Below are 22,654 nucleotides of genomic sequence, written 5' to 3' on the forward strand. Positions count from 1 at the left end.
TCGAGCCCGCACACCGGGTCCGCGGTTCTGATCACCTGATCAGGGCATCGACCATCCATGATCATCGGTTTACGTTCATGTCACCGCCAACGGCCGAGGGGCGTCACCAGGCGTTCGGCACCAGGCATCCCCAGGGGAGGGGGGCCGTGGCCCATCGCATCGGCCGGCGGGAAGGGGGACGATCATCATGACCCGTACCATCCGCACCCTGAGCGTCTGGGCTGCGGCCGCCGCGCTCGCCCTCACCGGAGCGATTCCGGCCGGCGCGACATCCGATCCCGATGGTTCGGCGGCTTCGGTGACAGTCCGGGGAAGCGACACCCACTCGGCGCTGAGCATTCCGGCGGACTGCACCGTGAAGCGCTACCCGTACGCGAGCTGGGCCGTGCAGTCCCGGTGCACCCAACGGGCGCACCGGGCGGCCGCACAGTGCCGTGTCGCGCCGAACCACACCGTCAACTGGTACTACGGTTCCTGGGCGGACAAGAACGAGACTTCCATCGCCTACTGCCCCGCAGCGACCGAGGGAATCATCGCCATGAGCGTGGACGTACCCGACTGATCAGTCGCGCATCCCCGGGGAGACCTGTCGCGAAGCGCGTGACTTCCTGGTTTGCCACCTCGGTGGCGGTGCGGTTCCGTTGGGTTCGTCAGCCGCGCGTGTGTGCCCACCTGTTGGCGGGGACACACGCGCGGTTGTGTGTCGGAAGAAGTCGCGCGAGCACAACGCGACTGAAACGCCCCAGCTTTGGTGGTACTCCATTGCTCGCCGAGGGTGGAGTCGTGTCGGGAAGGTCACGGCACTCGCGTATCCGAGCGCTACGCGAACCACCACAACCACCGTCGACTACTCAGCCGATGCCTCATATACCTCGTCGTAGAGATCGGAGTCCATCGCGAGGCGTCCTTGGTCGTCAACGAAATAGGCACCGCGGCGATAGCAATCGTTAAACACGGAAACCATGTGCTCAAGACCACTGAATTCGACCTCGGTCTCCTCCCCTACGAGCACTCCTGCGACCCGAGCGCTCCCGCCCGGCTCCCAGACTGCGGTATAGATGTCTCCACTCGCACCACCGAGCAGGGGCACCCAGTGGTTCCCCAGGACCGGATCACCTGAATACGCCTCAATGAACCGGGCCGCTTCGACCAGTGAGAGCGGGCTATATCCCGGGATCACGTTGACGTCGTCCTGAACCTGCCCGGGGTACAACTCAACGCCGTTGCACCAGCCGAACCAGGTGATCACTTCGTCGGGCGGCAACTCCCCGAGCGCTTCCTCCACCGCTGCCGCGTCAACCCCTGGCACGAGCCACGACACAACCGGGCGAGCAAGTGCGGTGAGTCGCTCCGCCAGCACTTCCAGCTCCGTCAGCAACACTTCGAGCCCTCCATCCGGTCACCGGCCGCGCACATAGTACTGGTCGCCGCCCTTGACGTCGTTATCCCGCAGGAACGGCCACAACGATTTACGTCCGTGAGTCGTGTTCTCCGTCAACGGAATCAGACTCAAGGTGGCACCAGACCCGCCTTCTACCGTGGAGGCGAAGGGAAACTCCTCCCAGGACATGCCACTCCCCAACGTCCCCGGCCGAGGGGAACCGGCCTGGGCGGCATTCCTGTTCGCCCTGATGCTCGACCGACCCGCCAACCGGGTAACGATCGGGCTCTTGCCGTTGCCGACAGCTTTGGCAAAGTTCGCCGCGACGCCGGGGAAGGCATTCGAGTCAATCTCGTGCACCGGCAACTCGTTCGCCACACCGGCGGAGTCCACAGCGAAAACCCGCGGACAGGCGTTACTGTTGTGAACCAAGACTGACGTGGCGCCCGCCAGTACGTAGTACGTGTGGACACCCGCGACGGTAAGGTCGTAGACCGGTTCGACGCGCCAGGAACGCTGTACCTGGGCAACCCTCGGCGAGGTACCGTCCACGGAGGTCAGGGCCTGACCGGACTTGAGATCACCGATGCTGACGAAGCGGCTTTCGGCCTCGACCCAAACCGGGTGCCAGGAGGTGGCGTCCGCACTACCCGTGGCACCGTCCTCACCGGTAACGGTCAGGCGGGTCATGTCACCTTCGTCGTCGTGGACGATGGTGGCGACGACCTCTCGGTCCGTGGTCTCGCCCGTCTCTGGGTCGGTGGCCTTGACCTCGTCGCCTATCTCGACCTCGGAGATCGGCTGGGTCGAGCCGTCCGCCATCAGGACCAGGGTCGCGGCCACGAAGCTGTGGCAACTGCCGGCAGGCGCCGTCTTCCGGAACCGATCGACCACCGCCCTGAGCTTCCCCCGGTAGCCCGGTGGCTTTCCAGGCATGGTCCGATAGGGCCTGAAGGGAGTCGTCTGTGGCACCACCGAAGAAGTACCCCGACGAGTTGAGGTCCCGTGCGGTCCGGTTGTATCGGGAGTCGGATCCCAAGCCGGTGATCCGGCGCCTGGCCGAGCAGTTGGGCGTGCACCCGGAGGCGTTGCGGAACTGGATTCGGCAGGACGAGGCCGACCGCGGCGAGCGGGACGACCGGCCCACGACCTCCGAGTCGGAGGAGCTGCGCAGGTTGCGGCGGGAGAACGCGGAACTGAAGCGCGCCAACGAGATCCTGAAGACCGCGTCCGCGTTTTTCGCGGCGGAACTCGACCCGACCCGGCGACGGTCGTGAAGCTCGTGCAGCGGCTTCGCGGCCGCTTCGGGGTCGAGTTCGTCCTCCGGGTCCTCGGTGTCGCCTCCTCCACGTATCACGGCTGGGTGGCCCGACAGGCCGACCCGTCGGACCGCGAACGCGAGGACGAGGCGATCACCGCCGAGATCGCCGACATCCACGCCGCCTCCGGCGGCACCTACGGCAGTCCGCGGGTTTATCAGGTGCTGCGGCGTCGGGGTATCCGCGTGTCGCGCAAGCGGGTCGAGCGGCTGATGCGCCAGGCCGGCCTGCAGGGCGCGTTCCTGCGCAAACAGTGGCGGACGCCATCCACCAGGCGGGATCCACGAGCGGCACCGGCGCCCGATCGGGTGAACCGGGACTTCACCGCGCCGGCGCCGGACCGGTTGTGGGTGGCCGACGCGACCCGGATCCGCACCGGTGAGGGCGCCTTCTGGTTGGCCGCGGTGCGCGACGCGTTCTCCAATCGGATCGTGGGCTGGAAGGCCAGCGACCGCTGCGACACCGACCTGGTCCTGGGCGCCCTGGAGTACGCGATCTGGTCGCGCGACGTGCGCGACGGGCAGTTGATCCATCACAGCGACCGCGGGTCGACCTATACGGCTTTTCGATTCGCGGAGCGGTTGGCGGACAACGGGATCCTGCCGTCGATGGGGTCGGTCGGCGACTCGTACGACAACGCGCTGATGGAGAACTTCTTCTCCACGCTGAAGATCGAACTGGTCTACCGCCGGTCCTGGCGCACCCGCGACGAGGCCGAGAACGAACTGTTCCGCTATATCGACGGGTTCTACAACACCGAGCGCATCCAGAAGGATCTCGGCTGGCTCAGCCCCGACGAGTACGAAGCCGCTTGGCACGCCGCTTAGACCCAGCCAGCTACCATCCCGGCGGCAACGACCGCATCCAGATAACAACCGCCTCGGGTTATCGGGGGAAGCTCAGCGAAGATCTCCTCCGCCTCGGCGGCGGGTTGACGCACCCGTTCCCAGCCCCAGGCGGACAGCCGCACCGGCTCACCAACGGCCTCGACGCCCACGAGCACGGCCGGTGGCCACTGCTTTGGCGACACCGCCTCGTCCGACCTGGCCGACGCGGGCACCGGTCGGTCCACCGGTCCCGCTCCCGCACTCACCCCAGGCACCTCGCCCCGCGCCGCACGCGCCCACGTCCCCGGTTGCAGCAGGCTCGCCGCCGGCAACACCACGCACACCGAAACCAACCAGCGAACCCGGCTCAACCGGGCCACACCCCGTCCCGCCACCGCTCCCCTGCACGCCGAAATCGATCAATGCGCGAATCGCGCGCAGCACAAAGCCGGACATGAAGGAGCCTGCCGAAACAGAAACGACGCACGTCGGATTCAGCCCATACATGTCGAAACGTGACGGCGGGGTGTCGATCATCGCGACCGTCGAACGCATGTGCGCAAATCAGGTGATCGACATGCCGGTCGCCCCTCATGCCAGAGCGGCAACACCAGCCCTCAGCCCACCACATCGCTCAATACTTCAGCTTCGCGATGATCGAGTCGACCTGAGCAGCCCGGTTCTGCTTCGTATAGAGATCAAGCGCTCGCCGCCACTGCACTCTGGCCACAGCAAGGTCCACGACGGCGTAAGAATCCCCCAGGCTGGCCATGGCATCGGCTTCCTTGTAGGTGTTCTCCAGGGAGTGGAACTTCCGCACGGCTTCCCGATAATGCGCAACGGCCTGGTCGTGGTGACCGCTCATGTGGGCTATGTGCCCCAGGCAAGCAGCCGCTTCGGCGACACCGTAATGATTGCCGTGCAACCGCTGCGCCCGCATCGACTCCACGCCGGAGCTCCGGGCCTCGGCGTAGTTCCCCACCCCCGCCTGCGCCCACGCCACGGTCGTGAGGCCGAGCGCCGTCCTCAACGGGTTTCCGACTTTCCGGTACCGATCCAGGGCCTCCAGTGCGTGATCGACCGCTTGGCGGTGCCGGCCACGGCGAGAGGAGTTGCGGGCGAGTGTGCGCAGTGCCGCCGCTTCGCACGACAGGTCGACGTCACGTGCCAGGGCGACGGCTTCGCGGAGGTGGTCCTCGGCCTCGTCGAACCGGCTCAGCCGGGAGCACGCCTGCCCCATCTGCCGGTGCGCCCACGCCAGTCGCCATCGATCGCCCAGGGCGTGCGCGGCTTCCAGGGCGGTCGTCCACGTGTCGTAGTAGTCGTGCAGGTGTCCCCGCCACCGTTGGAAGTCCATGAGGTGCCAGGCAACGCTCCAGGCCCGGTCGTACCACCTCCGCCGCAGCGCCTCCTGTTGGACGGCCAGCAGGTTGCGGTGTTCCGCGCTGAACCACGGCAGCACGTCGGACGCCTCGATGCGGGCGACCGGCCCGACGATGTCGGCCGCCGTCTTGTACGGGGCCAGGAGGAGGTCGGCCGCACGCGCGGTGCCCAGGTAGTGGTCGACGAGCCGCCGGAGCGCGACGTCGTCGTCACCGACCAACTCGCGGGCGTACAGGCGGATGAGATCGTGCATCCGGTAACGACCCTCGTCGAGCCACTGGGCGAGGTTCATCGTCTCCAGGTTGTCCAGCAGCGGGACGACGTCGTCCACGGAGCGGTCGGCAAGGGCTGCCAGGGCGTCCACGTGGAGGTCCTGGCCCGGGCTCACGGCCAGCAGCGCGAAAACCTCGCGCGCCTCGTCGCGGAGTGCCGCGGCTGAATTCGCGAGCACATCGCGCACGCTCTCCGAGCCGTCCCTGGTCCTCATCGCGTCAAGACCCCGGGCCGCCAGTTCTCGGGCGAGCGTCGACAGCGTCAGGGCCGGGCGGTCGATCGCACGCCCGGCGGCGATCAGCAGCGGCAGCGGCCACCGCCCACAACGCCGGGCGATCTCGGCCACGGCTCCGGGCTCCCCCACCGGCCGGTCGTCGCCGTCGGGCAGTGATCGCCCGAACAGGGCACCCGCCTCGTCGGCGCTCAGCGCCCCCAGCCGCCGCAGGTCGAACCCGCTGCCCCGGAGGCCGTCCAGGTGGGCGCGGCCGGCCGCGATCAACACGGCGTTCGACTGTCCCGGCAGCAGCGCCCGGACCTGCTCCAGGGAACCCACGTTGTCCGCGAAGACCAGCACCCTCCGCACGCTGAGCACCGTCCGGTAGTGCTTGACCAGCTCGTCCGGATCGCGGGGAATCGCCTCGTCGGGCTCGCCGAGCGCCTCCAAGAAACGCCGAAGCACCACAGCGGCCACCGGTCGGACCTCCGCCGCGTCGGCACCGCGCAGGTCCACGTACAACTGGCCGTCCTCGTAGCGATCCCGACGCGAGTGCGCCCAGTGGAGGAGGAGACCCGTCTTACCCGTCCCCCCGACCCCGCTCACGTACGGCGCATGCCCGTCGGCGACCACCTGGTCCAACCACCGCAGCTCCGCGGACCGCCCGACGAACGGCGAAGGCCCTCTCGGCAACTGCGCGGGCCTGTTCGGCGGGCGCCTGGGGACCGAGATGTGGATGCCACCCGCGATCGCCCCCGCCTGCACCACGACCCCGACGGAATCGGCGTCAACCTCGTTGCGCCATAAGGCGGCATCATCACCAGCCCTGTCCACGCACCAACGGTATCCCACCGAACAGGACACCGGAGCGTACTGCCGCGCGGCCTCTGCGTCCGGTTACCCACGCACCTCGAAAGTCGACTCAACCGAGCCTGAAGAGACGATCCGTTGACCGACCGATGTGTTGCAGACCAACCCCAACCTTGCCACGAGCTGCGGAAACATCAATAAATAGATGTCGACAGCTGTAGCCGTCGAACAAACGTGCGAGCCGGAAGTGGAACTACCCAGGACTTCTGGGCGCCACGCTTCATCGGCTACGGCTGCCGGTATGTCCGGACACGGTGCTGCGCCCGGCACGAGAACCTCGCCTGGGGCCACCGCCCCATCCACGGCGAACTCCTCGCGCCCGGCATCACGGTCGCCGCATCCACCGTCTGGCAGATCCTCAAGGACGCCGGAATCAACCCGGTGTCCCAGCGCACCACGACGACCCGGTCCGCCTTCCTCCGCTCACAGGCCGATCCTCTACCGGCCTGCGACTTCTTCGAGACCTCCCCCCTGAACGGAACCCGCTTTACATACTCGCGGTCATCGAGCACACCAGCCGCCGAATCAGGGTCCTGTGTGCCACCGCGCACCCGACCCGCATCCTGGGTCGTCCAAGCTTCCGGAAACCTCGTCACGGACTTCGAGGACACGAGCAGCTCCGCACGGTTCCCGATCCACGACCGCGACGGGAAGTACCCAACCCTGTTCGACGTCGTCGCCGACGCGAGCATCCAGGTCATCCTCAGCGGAGTTCGGATACCGCGGATGAACGCGATCATGGAGCGCCGGATCCGGAGCTGCCGACGCGAACTGCTCGACCGCACACTGGTCTGGAATCAATGGCACCTGCTCCACGCCCGGCGTGAGTACGAGCAGTTCCACAACACCCACCGACCCCGTCAAGGCATAACCAACGCGCACCCACTGCCACGCCGTCACACCGCCCACCCGACCTCCGCCCACCCCCACAGGAACAGGCGTCCTCGCGTACTGCTCGGCAGCACCCGTCGCCGACGGCATTGCGCCAAGTCGGGCAATCGCAGCGGATCGACGATCACCACAGCGGGCAGTGCGGGATCATCGCGACGTGCGTGACGAGGTGCCGGCAGACCAGCCGGGCGGTCAGGTGGCGAAGGCGTCCTCCAAGAGCTCCGTCGTGCAGGCCGGACGGGATGTGCGCATCACCTACCGGCAGGGCCTGTACCTTTCGCCGCGCCCGGCGGGCGCGGCCCTCCTCGCGGGCGTGGTGTGCATCGGCGGACTCGTCCTCCTGCTCAGCGGACTGTTGAACCTCGCCGTTCCCGCGTGGACGGCGCTCCTGGCGGTCCTGGCCGGCACGGTGACCGCACTGCCGCTCCGGCGCGGCCGGCGGGTGTTCCTGGTGACGTCGGCGTTCAGCCGGAAGCCCTGGATCGTCGAGTTGATGCAGCACGTACACGGCACGCTCAGCCGCAACGGACTGGACCTGGTGCTCAAAGTACCCGAACACGACTACGACGCCGCCGCCCAGGCACACCACCTGAGGCACCTGGCGCGATCCCGGCGCGAGTACCTCGGAGGGCTGGTGGTCGCCACCGAGGTCCACCGGCTGCGGCCGGAACTCGTCGAGTTCTGCGCCGACTTCCGAGCGCCGGTCGTCTTCGTCGACATCCAGCCGTTCGACGACGAAACCGACTACCCGCCCAACACGGCGTTCGTCGGCTACCTCCCTCCCCACCGACGTAGGCGTGCTCGCCGGCCAATGGCTCGCAGATCACTTCACGCGACACGAAGTCTGCCGCCCCCACGTCCTGATCCTCGCAGGCTTGGAGCAGGTAGAACGGCAGAGGTGCTGCGCCGAGGTGCTGCGCAGCCGCGTGGACGGCGTCTCCATCGTGGTGGACGACAGTTGCGCGTTCCAGAGTTCCCGCGCGTACGACGCCGTACAGGCCCACCTACGCGAACTCGATGCGCAAGGCGGACGGCTCGACGCCCTGTTCTGCACCGATGATGAAATGGCGCTCGGCGCGGTGGACGCGTTGCGCGGGACCCGCTCCCCCGCGGCCGGGGACACCGTGATCATCGGCGTGGACGGGGCGCCCGAGGTCCTCGCACTGATCGACAACGGCACAGGTCCACTACGCGCCACCGTGGTCCAGGACTCACGCCGCCTCGCCGAGAGCGCGATCCACGTACTGGAACGAATGAGACAAGGCCGAGCCACCCCCAAACAAACGGCTTTACGACCCGAAATCCATCAATCCAAGCAAACGGTCCAAAGTGATACCGGAAAGTAACGAGCAACTACAGCGCCTCAACCGGCAGATCAAAAATGATTCCGACTTCGACTTCCACAGGGTCGTGATCGTGAAGCGTGGCGTTACGACTGCCGTACCTCATCTTCGTCCAGATCGTCGGCTGGTTGACCCCGCTCGGACAGACCACCACCATCCGCACACCTCATGACCCAGGAACACCCAACCCCGATCGTGGTCATCGAGGGCAGACCGTGATCAGCGACATCAATCCTGGCCGTTCAAGGTCCCGAAGAGGCACGTGCCAACTCGTCCAATTGGGCCACGAGCACCGTCTCACCCGACCGCACGGCCAGGGCGCGCAGTGTTCCGACATCGACTTCGCCCACGTCAAGCTGGCGGGCGACCTGCTCGATCCGCGGCCACACCCGCCCGGTGTCGAGCCGCGAGCGCGCGCCCAGCAGCGAACGCAGCCGACCGAGCAGCGCCTGTTGTCGCAGCCGCGCGTCATCACACCACGGTTGGAAGAAGCCGTTGCCGCGCACCACAAAAGACCCCAACTGGTGCAACGGCAACGCTCCGTTCGCGCCGAAGCTGCTGCGTGGCAACACGACGCGCAGCAGGCCGCTGCGCTGTCGGACCAGGCGGTGGCCAACAAGGTCGTACCGGTCGGCCCACTCCCGCACCCGCTGTTCCTCGTGCGCCGGATCCGCGGCACGCTGCTCGTGCTCCAGGCTCGCGGCGATGTCAGGAGTTGCCTCGACGAGCGCGCCCAGGTCGAGGTCGGCTTCGCCGGCCGCCTGGGTGTAAGCCAGGTAGCGCACCCGGTTCGACCGCGACAGCCCGCGCACCACGATCAGCGGCAGGTACACGAGTTCCGGCGGGCCGAGCGGACGCGGGTTGTCGATCCGCTCGGGCAGGTTGAACCTGGCCCGCTCCGGGTTGCCCGACAGGGCCGGCAGTGCCGCCGGGTCGAAGCTCCACCGCGTGAACAGGCTCTGGAAACGTTCCCGGTCGGCAGTTCGTCCGGCGGCAGCAGGGTGACTTTGCGCGGGTCGTAGCAGACCTTCGTCAGGGGACGGCTGGCGAAGCCGTCGAAGTACAGCACGCGACGGTCCTCGTTGGCGACCTCGTACCGCCTCCCTTCCCGCACGGACCTCAGGCCGACCTCCGTCAGCCACCAGCGGCCGTCGGTCGTTCCGAGGTGGCCGATCGCCTCCAACGCCCGCAACGCCCGCTCCACCAGCAGCGGGTCCAACGAGAAGAACGCCGCCAGCTCGGCCGTGGTGGTCAGACCTGCCTCGGCGATACCGCGCGACAGGTGGCGGTCGATGAGGTCGTAGTCCTCGGCGACGACCACCGTCGCCTGCACGGTCACCTTCCACACCGGCAGGAGCAGCGAGTGGATGCGCGTCGGGACGACCTCGTGCTCGAACGCGGCGTCTTCCAGCGCCCGCAGTTCGGGGTAGGGGAACAACTTCGCCCTGCTGCTCATCGCCCACCGATCCGGTCGAGGACTTCCGCGTACTGCCTGATCTCGCCCGCCGTCGCCACGTGATCGCGCAGCGCCCGCGCCAGGTCGCGGAACCCGGCGTCCCGCGCCATCGTCAACGTGTCCAGGTCGCCGACGAGCACGAGCTGCTCCTTGGCCCGGGTGAACGCGACGTTGGCGCGCCGCAGTTCGCGCAGGAAGCCCACGTTGCCGTCCGGGTTGCTGCGGGTGAAGCCGTAGAGGACCACCTGGCGCTCGCCGCCCTGGAACGAGTCGACGGAGCCCACGTTCAGCCGCACGTGGTCCTCCTTGCCGATCAGGTCCACGATCGCGGCGGTGACTGCTTTGACCTGCGCGCTGTAGGGCACGATCACCGCCCACTCGCGGCCCGTCGCGTCGTAGTGCGCGGCCAACCGCGACAACAGCAGCGACTCGGCCGGGTTGTGGTAGCCGTTCTGCCGGTGTTCCCGCCGGTTGGCCGGTCGTTCACGCCGCTGCTGCACGGGCAGCCGCGCGGTGTCGACGAACACCAGCGGGCTGCCGAACAGGGAGTCGTCGTGCACGCGCGTGCCGGCGGTGCGCAACCTGCCGCCGTAGAAGACCCGCGAGATGAACTCGGCGATGATCGCGGGCATCCGCCGCTGCCACGTCAGCGGTACGACGTTCACCTGCGGCAGGCGGTCCACCAGGTGTTCCAGCGCGCTCTGCGCGAGTAGGGCGCGAATGCGCGGGTCTCCCACGTCCTGACCCCAGGCGTCGACCTCGGAGTCGAGGAACGGCGGTAGCTGCTGCTGATCCCCGACCAGCACCGCCCGCCGTGCCCGCACCAGCGGCACCAGCAGGTCGGCGGTGCCGATCTGCCCGGCCTCGTCGACGATCGCCAGGTCGAAGTCCAGGTCCGACAGCTCCGGGCGGGACGCCGTGCCGATCGTGGTGGCCGCCACGACGTGGGCGTAGCGGATCAGCTCGGGGTGCAGTTGTGCGGTGGCCCTGGAAACCTCCCGGTGCCAATCCGCGAGCAGGCGCGCACGGACGTGGAGCAACGGCAGTCGCGCTCGCAGCCACGACACGAGGGCCGTCAGGTCGTGCCGGACCGCCACCGGGTCTGGGGTGTCGCGGACCACGGGTGGCGGCTCGGAGCCGCCGATCGCCGCACGCGACGGGTGAGCGGCGAGGAACGCGGATTCCCGCGCCTTCTCCGCCTGTTCCCACCGCTGTGCCAGCACCGAGACCGCGTGGCGCACCGCGGGCGCGTGTTCGGTGACGGCCTCCAAGTGCTGCCGGGCGTGGCGCAGTTCCTCGCCGCGGTCGTGCCGGGCCGCATCGAGTCGCTGGGCCTGCGACCAGAGCGCGGCACCCCGCCACCGGGCCCACCAGCCGAGCAGCGGAATCCGGCCGAGTCGTGTGACGCGTTCGCCCGCCCGGTGCACGCGTGCCGACCGCCGGTCGAGATTGGCCAGCACGGCCTCCAGCCCGTCCACCTGGGCCTGAGCGGGGCCCCCGGCATCGCGCCGAGCCGCCGCGACGCGGGCGTGTGCCTCGTCCACGTCGGCGTACACGGCCAGCAGGGCGTCCACCCGGTCGGCCAGCTCGTCGGTCCACTTCTGCGCGATCTCCAGGTCGGCGAACTCGCGCAGTCCTCGGTCGACGCCCGCGAGCACCTGGCCGCGCAACTGCCGCGCCTGCTCGTCCAGCAGGTAAGGGCGGCCCTCCTCGGTGACCGTGCCGGCGTTGCCGACCCGCACCACTACGAGGTCCGGTGACAGCCTGGGCAGGATGTTGTCCACGGCCCGGTTCGAGTGCGAGGTGACCAGCACCCGCTGTGGCGGTCGCGTCCACCCGTCCCCCCGTCCCGCCGCGTGCGCGACCTGGCTGATCACCCGCGTCTTGCCGGTGCCCGGCGGGCCGAGCACCAGCATCAGGTCCTCGACGGCCAAGGCCCTGCGGAACGCCCGGAGCTGGTCCGGGTCGAGGTCTTCGGTCGGGGTGTCCGGTGCCTCGCCGAGCGGCCGGATGCGCGCGTCGACCAGGGCGGTCAGCAGGTACGGGTTGCGTGCCCTCCGGTCGCGCAGAGCGGTGATCGCCTCCCGCTGCTTCTTGAACACCACCGTGCTGGTGGTGGTCTCCAGCTCGCCGGTCTTCGGCAGCAGCTTCCAGTCCACGGCTTCGTCGAACCGGACGGTCGCCACCCGGCCGTCCAGCCGCACCACCTGGCCGCGGTGCTCGTCGTAGCCCTTCACCTGGACGAACGCGCCCTCCTCCGGCGCGCCGGTCCCGCCGATCGTGAAGCCGTACACGGCGTGCGTGCCCTGCCGCTGTTCGCCGACCGGTGCGACCTCGCGGTACGGGTAGGGCCGCTCGCCGCTCGCAGCCGCCACGGCGACCCGCTCGCCCGCGTCGACAACCTGTTCGACGGTGTCGAGGAACGCGGTGTGGTGGGGTGGGAGGGCGGGAGCCGGCGACGCGTCGGCCTGCGACCGCACGAGCAGTTCCCACTGCTGCTCGATCTGCGGCCAGAACGAGTGCGCGCCCTCGCGCAGTTCGCGCAGGCTGTCCACGTGCCGCCAGCCGGTCGCGCGCAGCGACAGGAAGTGCCGGGCGAGCCGGTGGTGGTCCCTGATCCGGAGCGGGTTGACCCACTTGACCTTGTACCCGCGTCCGGAGTGGGTGGGTTCCAGCCGGACCGACCAGGCCGTGCCGTAGACCAGCAGCGTGCGCCTGCCGTTCCACTTGTTGGGCTCGTCCACCGTCGCGGGCACGCCGCCGCGAGAGGCCGACAGTTCGGCCACCACCTGTGCGACGCTCTGCGGCAGCCCGGGGTGGTTGCGCGTCTTCTCCCGCAGCCGGTGGTCGTCTTCGGCTGATGCGACGAGGTGGATCAGCCCGTTGAGGGGCAACTGGACGGAACGCACCGTGCTCCTTCAGCGGGTGGGGTGTGCGAGGCCGCGCAACCGCGCCCCGAGTACCTCGGCGCTCGGACGCTTCGCGGGTTCCACGGCCAGGGCGGCGTCGATGACTTCGGCGAGGTCGGCGGGGATGCCGGGTTCCCAGCGCCGGACGGGCAACGGCGCGCGAGGGCTCGGAGGCCGGCCGGTGAACAGGTGGTGGGCGATGGCTCCTACCTGGTGCACGTCCGTCCACGGTCCCGCGGCGGCGCGTTCGAGTTGCTCGGGCGCGGGGTACTCGGGCGGTGCCGGATCGGTTCGGCCGAGATCCCGCAGCAGGAGCGCGCCGTCGTCGCGCATCAGCAGCCCGGCCGGGGTGAGCGCACCGTGCACGACTCGGTGGGAGTGCAGCGCATCGAGCGTGACGCACAGCCGGCCCAGCGCCCGGCGCACCCGCGCCAGCACACCCGGATCCCGCACCGGTCCGTTGAGCAGCAGGGCGTCGAGCGGGTCACAGGGCCGGCGCGACCGTGTCTCCGGCCACGCGGTCACCAACGTGACGGCGCCGCCCGGCCCTTCGGCGAACCGGAGCACCTCGGGCAGTGCCGGGACCTCGCCCGTCAGCCGGCGCAGGAGGTCGTGCTCTGCGGCCAACGCCTGCCGCGCCTGCCGGGCGAGCTGTGTGGACACCCGCACGTCGATCCGGCGCAACCACCCGAACCCGCCGCGGGGGCCCAGTTCCGAGCACCTGGCCTGCCGCACGACCGCGCCACCGTCAGCGGTGGATCGAGCACCCGCGGGCTGCTCGTGCACCAGGTACGCGGTGTCCCCGACGTCGACCTCGGGTTCCAGCCCGGACTGCTGCCGGTCTGCCCGGACAGGTGGCGTCGCGGGCTCGGCCGCCGCGGCGGCCTGGTGGTAGTGGTGCACGCCGCCATAAACGTTTGCGGCCTGGACCAGGAACCCGTTGACCGACCCGTGCACCGCGTTAGAGGTACCACCCGCCACCGGAGGTGCCGCGTCCTGTTCTTCCACTCCACCACTCACAGCCGGCCGGACACTTCACTGAGAATGCCAGGCTAGCCGCAACCAGCCGGGCAAAAACCGCAAATTTGCGGCCGGAGGTTACCGTCCGGAGAGTCGCAACCAGACCAGCCAACAATGAGCACTGCTCGCTTCCGCTGCACCGAGGACGTGAAGGAGACCGTGTACCATGCCTTCGGTTCTGATGCCGTGATCGCAATGCCAAAACGATGACACACGAAGTGGATAGCCGATGTTGACTTTCGAGTTCTGCACCATCGAATGGCTGTGGACAAACAACTCCATCCGCATCACCCACCCCGGAGGCCAAGAGGATTTTGTTGCAGGCAGTTTCCCCGAGGTGACGAACGTCTTGACCACGATGGGCTCCCGCGGCTGGGACGTAGCCGCCTGCGCGGCCCACAGCAACTGGCTTTTCTGGACCATGCGGCGCCCGCTCTAGTGGCTTGTCACGCAGCTCTGGCCGGTACCCCACGAATGAACGCGATCGTGGAACACCGGGTACACAGCTGCCGCCGCGAACTCCTCGACCGCGCCCTCATCTGGAACCAGCGGCACCTGCTCCATTCGCTACGCCAGTACGAGCACTTCTGCGACACCCGCCGACCACCAAGGCATCGCCGACGACCGCGACCGGGCGGCATCCCCAACGAGCACCACCACGCCGCCTGACCCGCACGGACGACATTTTCGACAAACACACGGTCGTCAGTCCCGCAGTGTCAGGTAGCCGCGGGAGAAGGCGGCGGCCACGGCGGCGGCCCGGTCGTTGACGCCCAGCTTCGCGTACACGTGCAGCAGGTGCGTCTTGACCGTCGTCTCGCTGATGAACAGCCGCTTCGCCGCCTCGCGGTTCGTCGAGCCCCGGGCGATCAGCTCCAGCACCTCCAGCTCGCGCCGCGACAGCGGCGCCGGGGCGGGTCTGCGCACCTGGCCCACGAGCCGGGTCGCGACGGTGGGTGAGAGCACCGCCTGCCCCCGCGCCGCCGCCTCCACCGCGCGGACCAGTTCCTCCCTCGGCGCGTCCTTGAGGAGGTAGCCGGTGGCACCGGCCTCGATGGCCGTCAGCACGTGGCTGTCCGTGTCGTACGTGGTGAGCACCAGCACCCGTGACGGCACGCCGCGCTTCGCCAACTCCCTGATGGCGGCGACCCCGTCGGTCCCGGGCATCCGCAGGTCCATGAGGATCACGTCGGGGCGGAGCCGTTCCCCGGCCGCGACCGCCTCCGCGCCGTCACCGGCTTCGCCGAGCACCTCGAAGCGGGGATCGGCGCCGAACATGCCCCGCAGCCCGTCCCGCACCACCGGGTGGTCGTCGACGATCAGCAGCGAGATCAAGTTCCGCTCCCGGCGGGGATCGCCGGCACCGTCACCGTGATCGCCGTGCCCCCACCCGGCTCGGACTCGACGTCCAGCCGCCCCGCGAGGCGCTGCACCCGCTGCCGCATGCCGGCGAGCCCGAAGCCCCCGTCCGGGGAACCGCCGGCGCGCTCGGCGTCGGGCGCGAAGCCCACTCCGTCGTCCAGGACGTCGAGCGTCACCAGGTCCTCCATGTACGACAGGGTCAGGGCGACCCGACCGGCTCGTGCGTGCTTGGCGACGTTGGCGAGCGCCTCCTGCGCGGTCCGCAGCAGCGCCACCTCGACGTCGGTGTGCATCGGCCGGGCGTCGCCGGTCGTGGTCAGCACGGCCTCGACGCGGTTCACCTCCGACCAGCGCCTGGCCACGTCGCCGATCGCGTCCGGCAGGCGGGCCTCCGCCAGCGCGGACGGCCCCACCGCGTGCACCGTCCGGCGGGCCTCGGCGAGGCTCTCGCGGGCCAGGCCCACCGCGTTCGCCACGTGCCGCCGCGACGTCGTCGGGTCGTCCGACGCCTGCTCGGCGGCCTGGAGCTGGGTGAGGATGCCGGCCAGGCCCTGGGCGAGGGTGTCGTGGATCTCCCCCGCCATCCGCTGCCGCTCGTCGAGCACCCCGGCCTCGCGGGCCTGCACCAGCAGCTGGGCGTGCAGGCCCGCGTTCTCCGCGAGCGCGTTCTCGAGCTCGGCGTTGGCCCTGTGCAACTCGACCAGCGCCCGCTTCTGCCGGTGGTTGCGCCGGTCGGACATCACGTCGGCGTGGAAGGCCGCCGTGGCCAGCACCGCGGTGATCGTGCTGACGGCGGGCCACTTCCACCACTCGTCGGCGGTGATGCCGGCCGCCCCGCCCACGTACGAGATCGCCGCGACCGCGGACGTGACGGCCACGCCGACGTACCGCCACCGGCCCCGCAGGTGCTGGAAGGCGTGCACGTAGCCGATGAAGGCGAAGAAGCCGAACCAGGGCGTGAGCAGCACCAGGCAGGCGGTCAACGCCACGAGCCCCGCGTAGTACAGGCCCATCAGCGGGCGGTTGCCGTGCGACTCCGGGTGGAGCGTGTGGAACCACAGCACCCACGCGGTGAGCACGGTCGAGAGCCCGAGCACCGAAGGGAGGTGCACCTGCTCGGCCCAGAGCGGTTGCAGCAGCGTGAACAGCAGGCTGACGGCCAGCAGCGGGTACGGGAGCACCTTCAGGATCGCGCTCCCCCTGCGCTCCCAGCGGTCGAACTCCTCGCGCAGCTCCGCCTCGACGCCCACGACCTACTCCCAGCGGAAGTACCGCGCGGCCGGAATCCCGGCCAGGACCGCCCACCCCACCACCACGGCCAGGTGCAGCGGCTGCGGCCAGTGACCGGCCGTGGCGTCCTGCAATGATTGCACGCCCGCGCCCAGCGGGGTGAAATCGCTGATCACGCGCAGGACGTCGGGCATGCTGTCGCGCGGCAACCAGAGGCCGGCGAAGAACACGAGCGGGAAGAACACCAGCGTCCCGATCGCACCGGCGCTCTTGCCGGTCGACGCCAGGGACGCGACGAGCAGGCCGACCGTGAACATCGCCAGCGCCGTCGGCAGGTAGCCCAGCAGGTAGGCGGGCAGGTGCCGGGGCAGGCCCACGTCGAACGCCAGCCGGCCGATGGCGAGCACGACCAGCGCGGTCGCCGCGGACAGGACCAGGGCCATCAGCAGCTGCGCGCCGAGCAGGACCCGCGGCTCGACCGGTGTGGTCCGCATGCGCCGCAGCACGCCCTTCTCCCGGTAGGTGGCGAACAGCAGGGGCAGGCAGTTGAGCGCGAACATCGCCAGGCCCAGCGCGACGGTGATCGGCACGTACAGGTCGATCGCCCTCAGGCCGGCGGCGTCGTCGGAGGGTTCGCGCATCGCGGGGATGGAGCCGAAGACGACCAGCAGGAGCGGCGGGAAGGCCAGCGTGAAGAACACGAGCACCGGCTCGCGGAAGAACAGCCTGGTCTCGGTGGCGGTGAGTCGGGACAGGGCGGACACGGCGGTCTCCTCAGGGGTTGGCGGGGCGGCCGGTGAGCGCGACGAACGCGTCGTCCAGCGAGGTCTGCTCGACCCGCAGCTCGGCCGCGGTGATCCGGTGGCGGGCCAGCACGGTGGTCACCGCGAGCAGCAGGTCCCCCGTGCCGGTCACGACCAGCCGGTCCCCGGTCTGCTGGACGGAGGCGACCTCGGGCAGCGCCGTCAGCACGGCGTGGTCCAGCGGCGCGGACGGGCGGAAGCGGAGGCGCTGCCGGTCACCGATCCGGGAGACCAGCCCGGCCGGGGAGTCGAGGGCGACGACCCGGCCGGAGTCGATCACGGCCAGCCGGTCGCAGAGCCGTTCCGCCTCCTCCATGAAGTGCGTGACCAGCAGGATCGTCACACCGCGGTCGCGGACGCCCGCGATGAGGTCCCACGCGTCGCGGCGGGCCTGCGGGTCGAGGCCGGTGGTCAGCTCGTCGAGCACCGCCACCCGCGGATCGCCGATCAGCGCGAGCGCGATCGACAGCCGCTGCTTCTGCCCGCCGGACAGCCGCCGGAACTGCGTGTCGAGCCGGTCGGTCAGGCGCAGGACGTCGACCAGCTCCCGCCAGTCGGCGGGCCTTCGGTAGAAGGAGCTGTAGAGCTCCAGCGCCTCGCGGACCTTGAGCTTGTCGGGCAGTTCGCTCTCCTGGAGCTGCGCGCCGAGCAGTTGCCGCAGCTCGCCGGTGTCGCGTCGCGGGTCGAGGCCGCAGACGCGGATGGTCCCGCCGTCCGGGGTGCGCAACCCCTCGACGCACTCGACGGTCGTGGTCTTGCCGGCCCCGTTGGGGCCCAGGATGCCGAAGATCTCGCCCTGCTCGACGACGAAGCCGACCCCGTTCACCGCGGTGTGGTCGCCGTAGCGCTTGACGAGGCCGTCAACCTCGATGATCGCCATGCCGAGAGCGTGCCGGGCGCGGGGGCTCGCCGGATCGACCGCGCGGGCGGGGATCGGCGCGGACGCGGTAGACCCCTCCATCCTCCGAACGGAGGATGGAGGGGTGGGCGGTGACGTGCTTGCAGCCCGGTTCGTCGGGCAGCGCCCGGCGGGGGCAGTCGGCGGTCTCCGTGTGGCGTGAAGAGGCGCTGTGCCTCGGCGAACCCCCGCGTCGACCCGGACTTACCGGGTGCTCACGGCCCCGGTCGGTCGGTGCTGCGCGCAGCCTGCGCAGTTCCTTCGAGTCGTCCCCGGGTTCGACCGACTTTGACACCTCACACGTTGGCCGAGCCGCAGGCGTGGGGCGTTCCGGCGTGATGCGGGACCTCACCCGGCCAGGAAATCCTCGATCGCCCAGGCCACCGAGGCCGGGGTCGACCCGTCGTTCGGATCGTCCATCCCGAGCAACGACAGGTCGAGCACCACGGTGACCGAGTCCCCGAGCTCCTCCCTCACCGCCTGGAGGGACCGGAGGACCGCACAGTGGGCAGGACTGACCTCTGCGAAGTCCTCCCTGGTGACGAACTCCCCGTCCCGTTCGACGACCGGGCGGAACGGTGGGACGACGATCCACTCCGGCAAACCGTCGCCCCGCGTGTTCGGCAGGATGTGCGCCGCCTCCCTGTCCGGGCGGCCGCCGTAGCGGTCGAAGGCCCAGACACCGGACATCACGAGCACGTCGGCCTGGACCGACAGGCTGCCCCGTTGACGAACCAGATCGCCGCCGACGCGGGGAGCAGCCTGGCCCAAAGGTCCAGGGTGGACTGCCGGGAAGAGGTCACGCAGATCTTCATCGACTCACCTCAGGACCGACGTGGACGGCATGATCCTGACTCGGCCGATCGTGCTCATCGCGTCTTCCCAGAACGCGAACGCGTCGCCTGACCTCCACGGACGACATACTCGGCAAGCACAACCCCTGCCGCGAGGATGCGGGACCCAGGAGTCCAGAGCAGGAGGACCAGGCCTCCCACAGGCTCTCCGCTACCGGGCAACCACCACGACACCGCCTCCAACCTGCTCGAACACCGCGCACAACCTTACAGACAAGGCGAGCAGGACCGAACTGGGAGCAGCCACCCCGTGGCGCGCAGGCATCAGCTCCGAAACATCAACAGGTAACGCGATATAGTCATGCTGCACACCGCGATTCGCCTTCAGCTGAGCCTGAAGAGACGACCCCTTGACCAACCGATATGTTGCGGACTCAGCCCTCAGGGTGAACCGGATCATGACCTGAGCTGCGAAAACGTCGAACCGACAGGTCGCAGCGGTGTAGTTGGATGCACTTGAGCGCGACTCGATCCTGTTGCCACACCTTGACTTCTCCCAATTTTCTCCCATGACGGACCAGTGTCGACCGCAGCGGGCGTCGAACGCCTGTGCCTGCATCAAGTGGCCGGGTTGTTCGCCGGGAGCAGCACGACCGCAGCCGTGACAACCGCATCGTCGACACCACTTGATCGACGTCCGAGCTGCGGCGGTCCGACTCGCAGGTCAGACCTGCGAGGCCGGCTTGCGACACCTCGCAGGGCGACAGCACACCCGCCGTCCGCGGCTACCAGGCCCCGCGATCGCCATGGACCTGCTCCGGGTGCTGGACGTCCTCGGTGACCACGAGGCACACGTCGTCGGCACCGATCTGGGTGTCACTCCGGCATTCGCCACGGCAGCGTCGTCACCCGAGCGCGTGACCAGCCGACCCTGTCGGAAGGGCTGGTCAAACTCCTGCCGGCACCGCCGTTTTCCTGTGGCAGGGGTCGCCGTAGTGGTTCGGCTTCCACCAGGCGCTCGGTGGTCTGGCCGAGAACCGTCCTGGAGAACTCGGCGGAGCGCTACGTCCGCTTCTTCCTCTCCACCGGCAGTCGCCGAGGCCGGTCGACCAGCCGGACGCCGTCGCCGAGCTTCTCGTCGCGCACGCCGGGGCCGCCTGAGCTCACACCTCCGGAACCCTCCCGGCAGCTGCGCGCGTCATCCCCCGACCGCGTGCGACGCGTGGACGACCCGGGATGAAGGCGGCGACGACCAGGGCGAGCAGCGCCGCCGCAGCGCCGGCCAGCAGGACGGTGGTGAACGCGGCAGGGTCCGGGACTGCGCGCCCGCTCACCGTCGTGGTCCCGGCGGCGAGGAGCAGTCCGGTCACGGCGCCGGCGGCGGACGTGCCCAACGACCGGCAGAGGTTGTTCAGACCGTTGGCCGCCGCGGTCTGACCGGCGGGAACCGCGTCCATGACGAGCGAGGGCATTGCCCCGTAGGCGAGCCCGATGCCGGCCCCGACGAGGGCGGTGCAGATGAGCAACTGCCAGAGCTGAGCGTGCCACAGCGCCGCGAAGCCGTAGCTGCACGCGAGGACCAGGGCGCCGGCCATGAGTGTCACCTTGGGTCCGAAGTGGGTGGTCATCCTGGCCGACACCGGTGACATGGCGGTCATGCACACTCCGCCCGGCGCCTGCAGGAGGCCGGCCACGAGCATCGACTCGCCGAACCCGTACCCCGCCGTCGCGGGCATCTGCAGGAGCTGGGTGAACACCAGCGAGTTGGTCAGCATGGCGAAGCCGAAGACCACCGAGGCGGTGTTGGTGAGCAGGACCTGCGGCCGGCGGCTCACCCGCAGGTCGATCAACGGTTGCGGGATGCGCAGCTCCCACGCGCCGAACAGGACCAGCAGCGCGGCAGCGCCCGCGAACGACCCGAGGGTGAGGCCGCTCGTCCACCCCCAGCCACCGCCCTGGGAGACAGCGAGGAAGAGGCAGACCAGCGCTCCCGAGAGCAGCAACGCCCCCAGCGGGTCGAACCGGCCGTCCCGCGGCCGTGACGTGCGGGGCACGACGAGCAGGACGAGAACACCCGCCGCGGTGGCCAGCCCACCCGCGGTCCAGAACAGGACCCGCCAGTCGGTGTACTGCGCGAGCAGCGCCGACAGCGGGATTCCCACTGAGGCCCCGACGCCGAGCGACGTGCTCATCACCGATGTCGCGGAAGCCAGCCGGCGCGCCGGCAGGTGGTCGCGGAGCAGGCTGATGCCCAGGGACACCACACCAGCGGCGGTGCCCTGCAGGGCGCGACCGGTGACGAACCAGCCCAGCGAGGTGCTGAGCGCCGTCACCGCGGAACCCGTGACCAGCAGGGAGAGGCAGCACAGCAGAACGCGCCGCTCGCCCCACATGTCGGCGAGCCGGCCGGTGATCGGGATGGACACCGCTCCCGCGATCAACGTGGTCGTCACGGCCCACGAGGCTTTGCCAGGGGTCGTGTGCAGCAGCGCCGGCAGATGGGGGAGCAAGGGGATGACGAAGGTCTGCTGCAACGACACCGTGATCCCCGCGAGGGCGAGCACGGCGATGAGCGTCCTCGGTGGCGTGGTCACGGGTTCTTCGGGAGCAACTGCTTGGTGCTGCGCCGGAAGGCCCACACGACGACCACCACGACGAGCGCCGACAACGGCGTGCCCATCGCGATGCGGGCGACACCGAGCGCGCTGGTGTTGTCGTTGAGGTAGAGCCACTGCTGGAGGCCGAACCGGGCACCCAGCACGACGGCTGCGGCGAGGGTGGCGGTGGTGTGGGCGCGCAGGACCGTCCGGTCGTCCCGCCACCGGTGTCCACGGCCGTGCACGAAGTTCCAGATGGCGCCGGTGACCGGCCGGCGGAGGAGCACGGAGCCGAGAGTGATCACGAAGCCCGCCAGGTAGGCCCAGATCCCCACCGCGAAGTAGTTCTTCGCCGACCCGGTCAGCGCCACGACCCCAGCGGCGACCGCGACGCCTGCCAGGCTGCCGGCCGCCGAGATCCAGCGCTCACCGCGCACGAGCCGGAACGCCACCAGTCCCGCCCCCGTCAGCAGGGCGACGGTGAGCGTCACCGGTAGGGGGAGGAAGAGGTTCGCCGTCACGAACACGACCACGGGGACGGCGGAGTAGATGAAGCCCATCCGCGTGCCCGTGCGGGCGAGCATCGCCTCTTCACGGGTGGGCCCCGTGTCGGAGGGCGAGGTCGTGTGGTCGTCGTCCATCGTGTCGTGTTGCCGCAATTCGGTCATGGCTGTCTCGTCCTTCCAGCGGTAGGCCGGTGTTGGCGGGAGTTCGGGAAGTGGTGGTCGCGGGGCGCACGGGCGCCGACGTCCTGGCGAACGCGACGGCTTCGTCGAAGCGGGCTCGTTGAGCGATGAGCCGGCGGTACTCCATGACGTGGCGCTGCCCGTTCGGGGTCAGCACCCCGGTCAGGCGGTCGCCCTCGCGGTACAGCGCGACGAAGTGGTCGCCGGCCGGGTCGCCCGAGACGATCTCGAGACCGTCTCCTGCCGCGACACCCGCGAACTGGATGCGCGAGCCGTACCAGTCCGACCAGGAGTACGGAACCGTCGTGCAGGGCCGGGCGTCTGCCGGCGCCACCGCGTTGCGTGCGGCACGCGCCCCCTGCTCGGCGGCGGTGGACCAGTGCTCCACCCGCATCGAG

22 protein-coding genes are annotated in these 22,654 nt (G+C 69.7%); 5 read left to right on the forward strand and 17 right to left on the reverse strand.

Going from position 1 to position 22,654, the window contains the following annotated elements:
* Window positions 1–187: 187 nt before the first annotated feature.
* Window positions 188–562 (forward strand): hypothetical protein, encoded by a 375-nt coding sequence (locus Q5530_RS34450; protein ID WP_415367006.1) that lies wholly within the window; start codon window positions 188–190, stop codon window positions 560–562.
* Window positions 563–847: 285 nt separating this feature from the next.
* On the opposite strand, the gene Q5530_RS34455 is transcribed toward Q5530_RS34450, so the two are convergent.
* The gene (locus Q5530_RS34455) at window positions 848–1,381 is read right to left on the reverse strand and encodes a hypothetical protein (RefSeq protein WP_415367007.1); all 534 of its coding nucleotides are present in this window, start codon (window positions 1,379–1,381) and stop codon (window positions 848–850) included.
* A gap of 18 nt (window positions 1,382–1,399) precedes the next feature.
* A complete protein-coding gene (locus tag Q5530_RS34460; RefSeq protein ID WP_415367008.1) occupies window positions 1,400–2,275 on the reverse strand; it encodes a polymorphic toxin-type HINT domain-containing protein in 876 nt (291 codons plus the stop codon).
* Window positions 2,276–2,346: 71 nt separating this feature from the next.
* Here Q5530_RS34460 and Q5530_RS34465 point away from each other — a divergent pair, with 71 nt between their 5' ends.
* On the forward strand, window positions 2,347–2,658 hold the full coding sequence (locus Q5530_RS34465) for a transposase (protein WP_415367009.1): 312 nt from the start codon (window positions 2,347–2,349) through the stop codon (window positions 2,656–2,658).
* Window positions 2,655–3,527 carry an IS3 family transposase gene (locus Q5530_RS34470; RefSeq protein ID WP_415367010.1) on the forward strand — a complete coding sequence of 291 codons (873 nt, stop codon included), beginning with the start codon at window positions 2,655–2,657 and terminating at the stop codon, window positions 3,525–3,527. Before Q5530_RS34465 ends, Q5530_RS34470 begins: the two co-directional genes overlap by 4 nt.
* Before the next feature lie 634 nt (window positions 3,528–4,161).
* On the opposite strand, the gene Q5530_RS34475 is transcribed toward Q5530_RS34470, so the two are convergent.
* From Q5530_RS34475 to Q5530_RS34485, 3 genes are all read right to left on the reverse strand, one after another.
* Window positions 4,162–6,231: a hypothetical protein gene (locus Q5530_RS34475; protein ID WP_415367011.1), complete on the reverse strand. Its 2,070-nt coding sequence runs from the start codon at window positions 6,229–6,231 to the stop codon at window positions 4,162–4,164.
* Window positions 6,232–6,494: 263 nt separating this feature from the next.
* A complete protein-coding gene (locus Q5530_RS34480; RefSeq protein WP_415367012.1) occupies window positions 6,495–7,007 on the reverse strand; it encodes a hypothetical protein in 513 nt (170 codons plus the stop codon).
* A 275-nt stretch (window positions 7,008–7,282) separates the two neighbouring features.
* Window positions 7,283–7,945, reverse strand: a complete 663-nt coding sequence (locus Q5530_RS34485; protein WP_415367013.1) for a hypothetical protein — start codon at window positions 7,943–7,945, stop codon at window positions 7,283–7,285.
* A gap of 10 nt (window positions 7,946–7,955) precedes the next feature.
* Here Q5530_RS34485 and Q5530_RS34490 point away from each other — a divergent pair, with 10 nt between their 5' ends.
* Window positions 7,956–8,504, forward strand: coding sequence for a sugar ABC transporter substrate-binding protein (locus tag Q5530_RS34490; protein ID WP_415367014.1), 549 nt, complete (start codon window positions 7,956–7,958; stop codon window positions 8,502–8,504).
* Window positions 8,505–8,743: 239 nt separating this feature from the next.
* Here Q5530_RS34490 and Q5530_RS34495 read toward each other — a convergent pair whose 3' ends face one another.
* The 4 genes from Q5530_RS34495 to Q5530_RS34510 are packed head-to-tail and all read right to left on the reverse strand — an operon-like array spanning window position 8,744 to window position 13,823.
* Window positions 8,744–9,334, reverse strand: a complete 591-nt coding sequence (locus tag Q5530_RS34495; RefSeq protein WP_415367015.1) for a hypothetical protein — start codon at window positions 9,332–9,334, stop codon at window positions 8,744–8,746.
* The gene (locus Q5530_RS34500) at window positions 9,319–9,957 is read right to left on the reverse strand and encodes a hypothetical protein (RefSeq protein ID WP_415367016.1); all 639 of its coding nucleotides are present in this window, start codon (window positions 9,955–9,957) and stop codon (window positions 9,319–9,321) included. The genes Q5530_RS34495 and Q5530_RS34500 overlap by 16 nt, the downstream gene beginning before the upstream one ends.
* Window positions 9,954–12,866, reverse strand: coding sequence for a DEAD/DEAH box helicase (locus tag Q5530_RS34505; protein ID WP_415367017.1), 2,913 nt, complete (start codon window positions 12,864–12,866; stop codon window positions 9,954–9,956). Before Q5530_RS34505 ends, Q5530_RS34500 begins: the two co-directional genes overlap by 4 nt.
* 9 nt (window positions 12,867–12,875) lie before the next feature.
* Window positions 12,876–13,823, reverse strand: a complete 948-nt coding sequence (locus Q5530_RS34510) for a hypothetical protein (protein ID WP_415367018.1) — start codon at window positions 13,821–13,823, stop codon at window positions 12,876–12,878.
* 292 nt (window positions 13,824–14,115) lie between these two features.
* Between Q5530_RS34510 and Q5530_RS34515 the strand changes: the two genes are divergently transcribed.
* Window positions 14,116–14,325, forward strand: coding sequence for a hypothetical protein (locus Q5530_RS34515; RefSeq protein WP_415367019.1), 210 nt, complete (start codon window positions 14,116–14,118; stop codon window positions 14,323–14,325).
* Between the two features lie 266 nt (window positions 14,326–14,591).
* Here the strand turns inward: Q5530_RS34515 and Q5530_RS34520 are convergent, their stop codons facing one another.
* From Q5530_RS34520 to Q5530_RS34555, 8 genes are all read right to left on the reverse strand, one after another.
* Complete coding sequence (locus tag Q5530_RS34520) at window positions 14,592–15,221, reverse strand: response regulator (RefSeq protein WP_415367020.1); 630 nt, start codon at window positions 15,219–15,221, stop codon at window positions 14,592–14,594.
* The gene (locus Q5530_RS34525) at window positions 15,218–16,498 is read right to left on the reverse strand and encodes a sensor histidine kinase (RefSeq protein WP_415367021.1); all 1,281 of its coding nucleotides are present in this window, start codon (window positions 16,496–16,498) and stop codon (window positions 15,218–15,220) included. Before Q5530_RS34525 ends, Q5530_RS34520 begins: the two co-directional genes overlap by 4 nt.
* Window positions 16,499–16,501: 3 nt before the next feature.
* Window positions 16,502–17,242, reverse strand: a complete 741-nt coding sequence (locus Q5530_RS34530; protein WP_415367022.1) for an ABC transporter permease — start codon at window positions 17,240–17,242, stop codon at window positions 16,502–16,504.
* 10 nt (window positions 17,243–17,252) lie between these two features.
* A complete protein-coding gene (locus Q5530_RS34535; protein WP_415367023.1) occupies window positions 17,253–18,161 on the reverse strand; it encodes an ABC transporter ATP-binding protein in 909 nt (302 codons plus the stop codon).
* Between the two features lie 366 nt (window positions 18,162–18,527).
* A complete protein-coding gene (locus tag Q5530_RS34540) occupies window positions 18,528–18,950 on the reverse strand; it encodes a hypothetical protein (RefSeq protein ID WP_415367024.1) in 423 nt (140 codons plus the stop codon).
* 1,186 nt (window positions 18,951–20,136) lie between these two features.
* Window positions 20,137–21,567: an MFS transporter gene (locus tag Q5530_RS34545; RefSeq protein WP_415367025.1), complete on the reverse strand. Its 1,431-nt coding sequence runs from the start codon at window positions 21,565–21,567 to the stop codon at window positions 20,137–20,139.
* Window positions 21,564–22,211, reverse strand: a complete 648-nt coding sequence (locus tag Q5530_RS34550; protein ID WP_415367026.1) for a DUF3159 domain-containing protein — start codon at window positions 22,209–22,211, stop codon at window positions 21,564–21,566. The genes Q5530_RS34545 and Q5530_RS34550 overlap by 4 nt, the downstream gene beginning before the upstream one ends.
* Window positions 22,162–22,650 carry an oxidoreductase C-terminal domain-containing protein gene (locus Q5530_RS34555; protein WP_415367040.1) on the reverse strand — a complete coding sequence of 163 codons (489 nt, stop codon included), beginning with the start codon at window positions 22,648–22,650 and terminating at the stop codon, window positions 22,162–22,164. The genes Q5530_RS34550 and Q5530_RS34555 overlap by 50 nt, the downstream gene beginning before the upstream one ends.
* Window positions 22,651–22,654 lie beyond the last annotated feature (4 nt).

The sequence above is a fragment of the Saccharothrix sp. BKS2 genome (assembly GCF_047689505.1).
GTDB lineage: Bacteria > Actinomycetota > Actinomycetes > Mycobacteriales > Pseudonocardiaceae > Actinosynnema > Actinosynnema lopnurensis.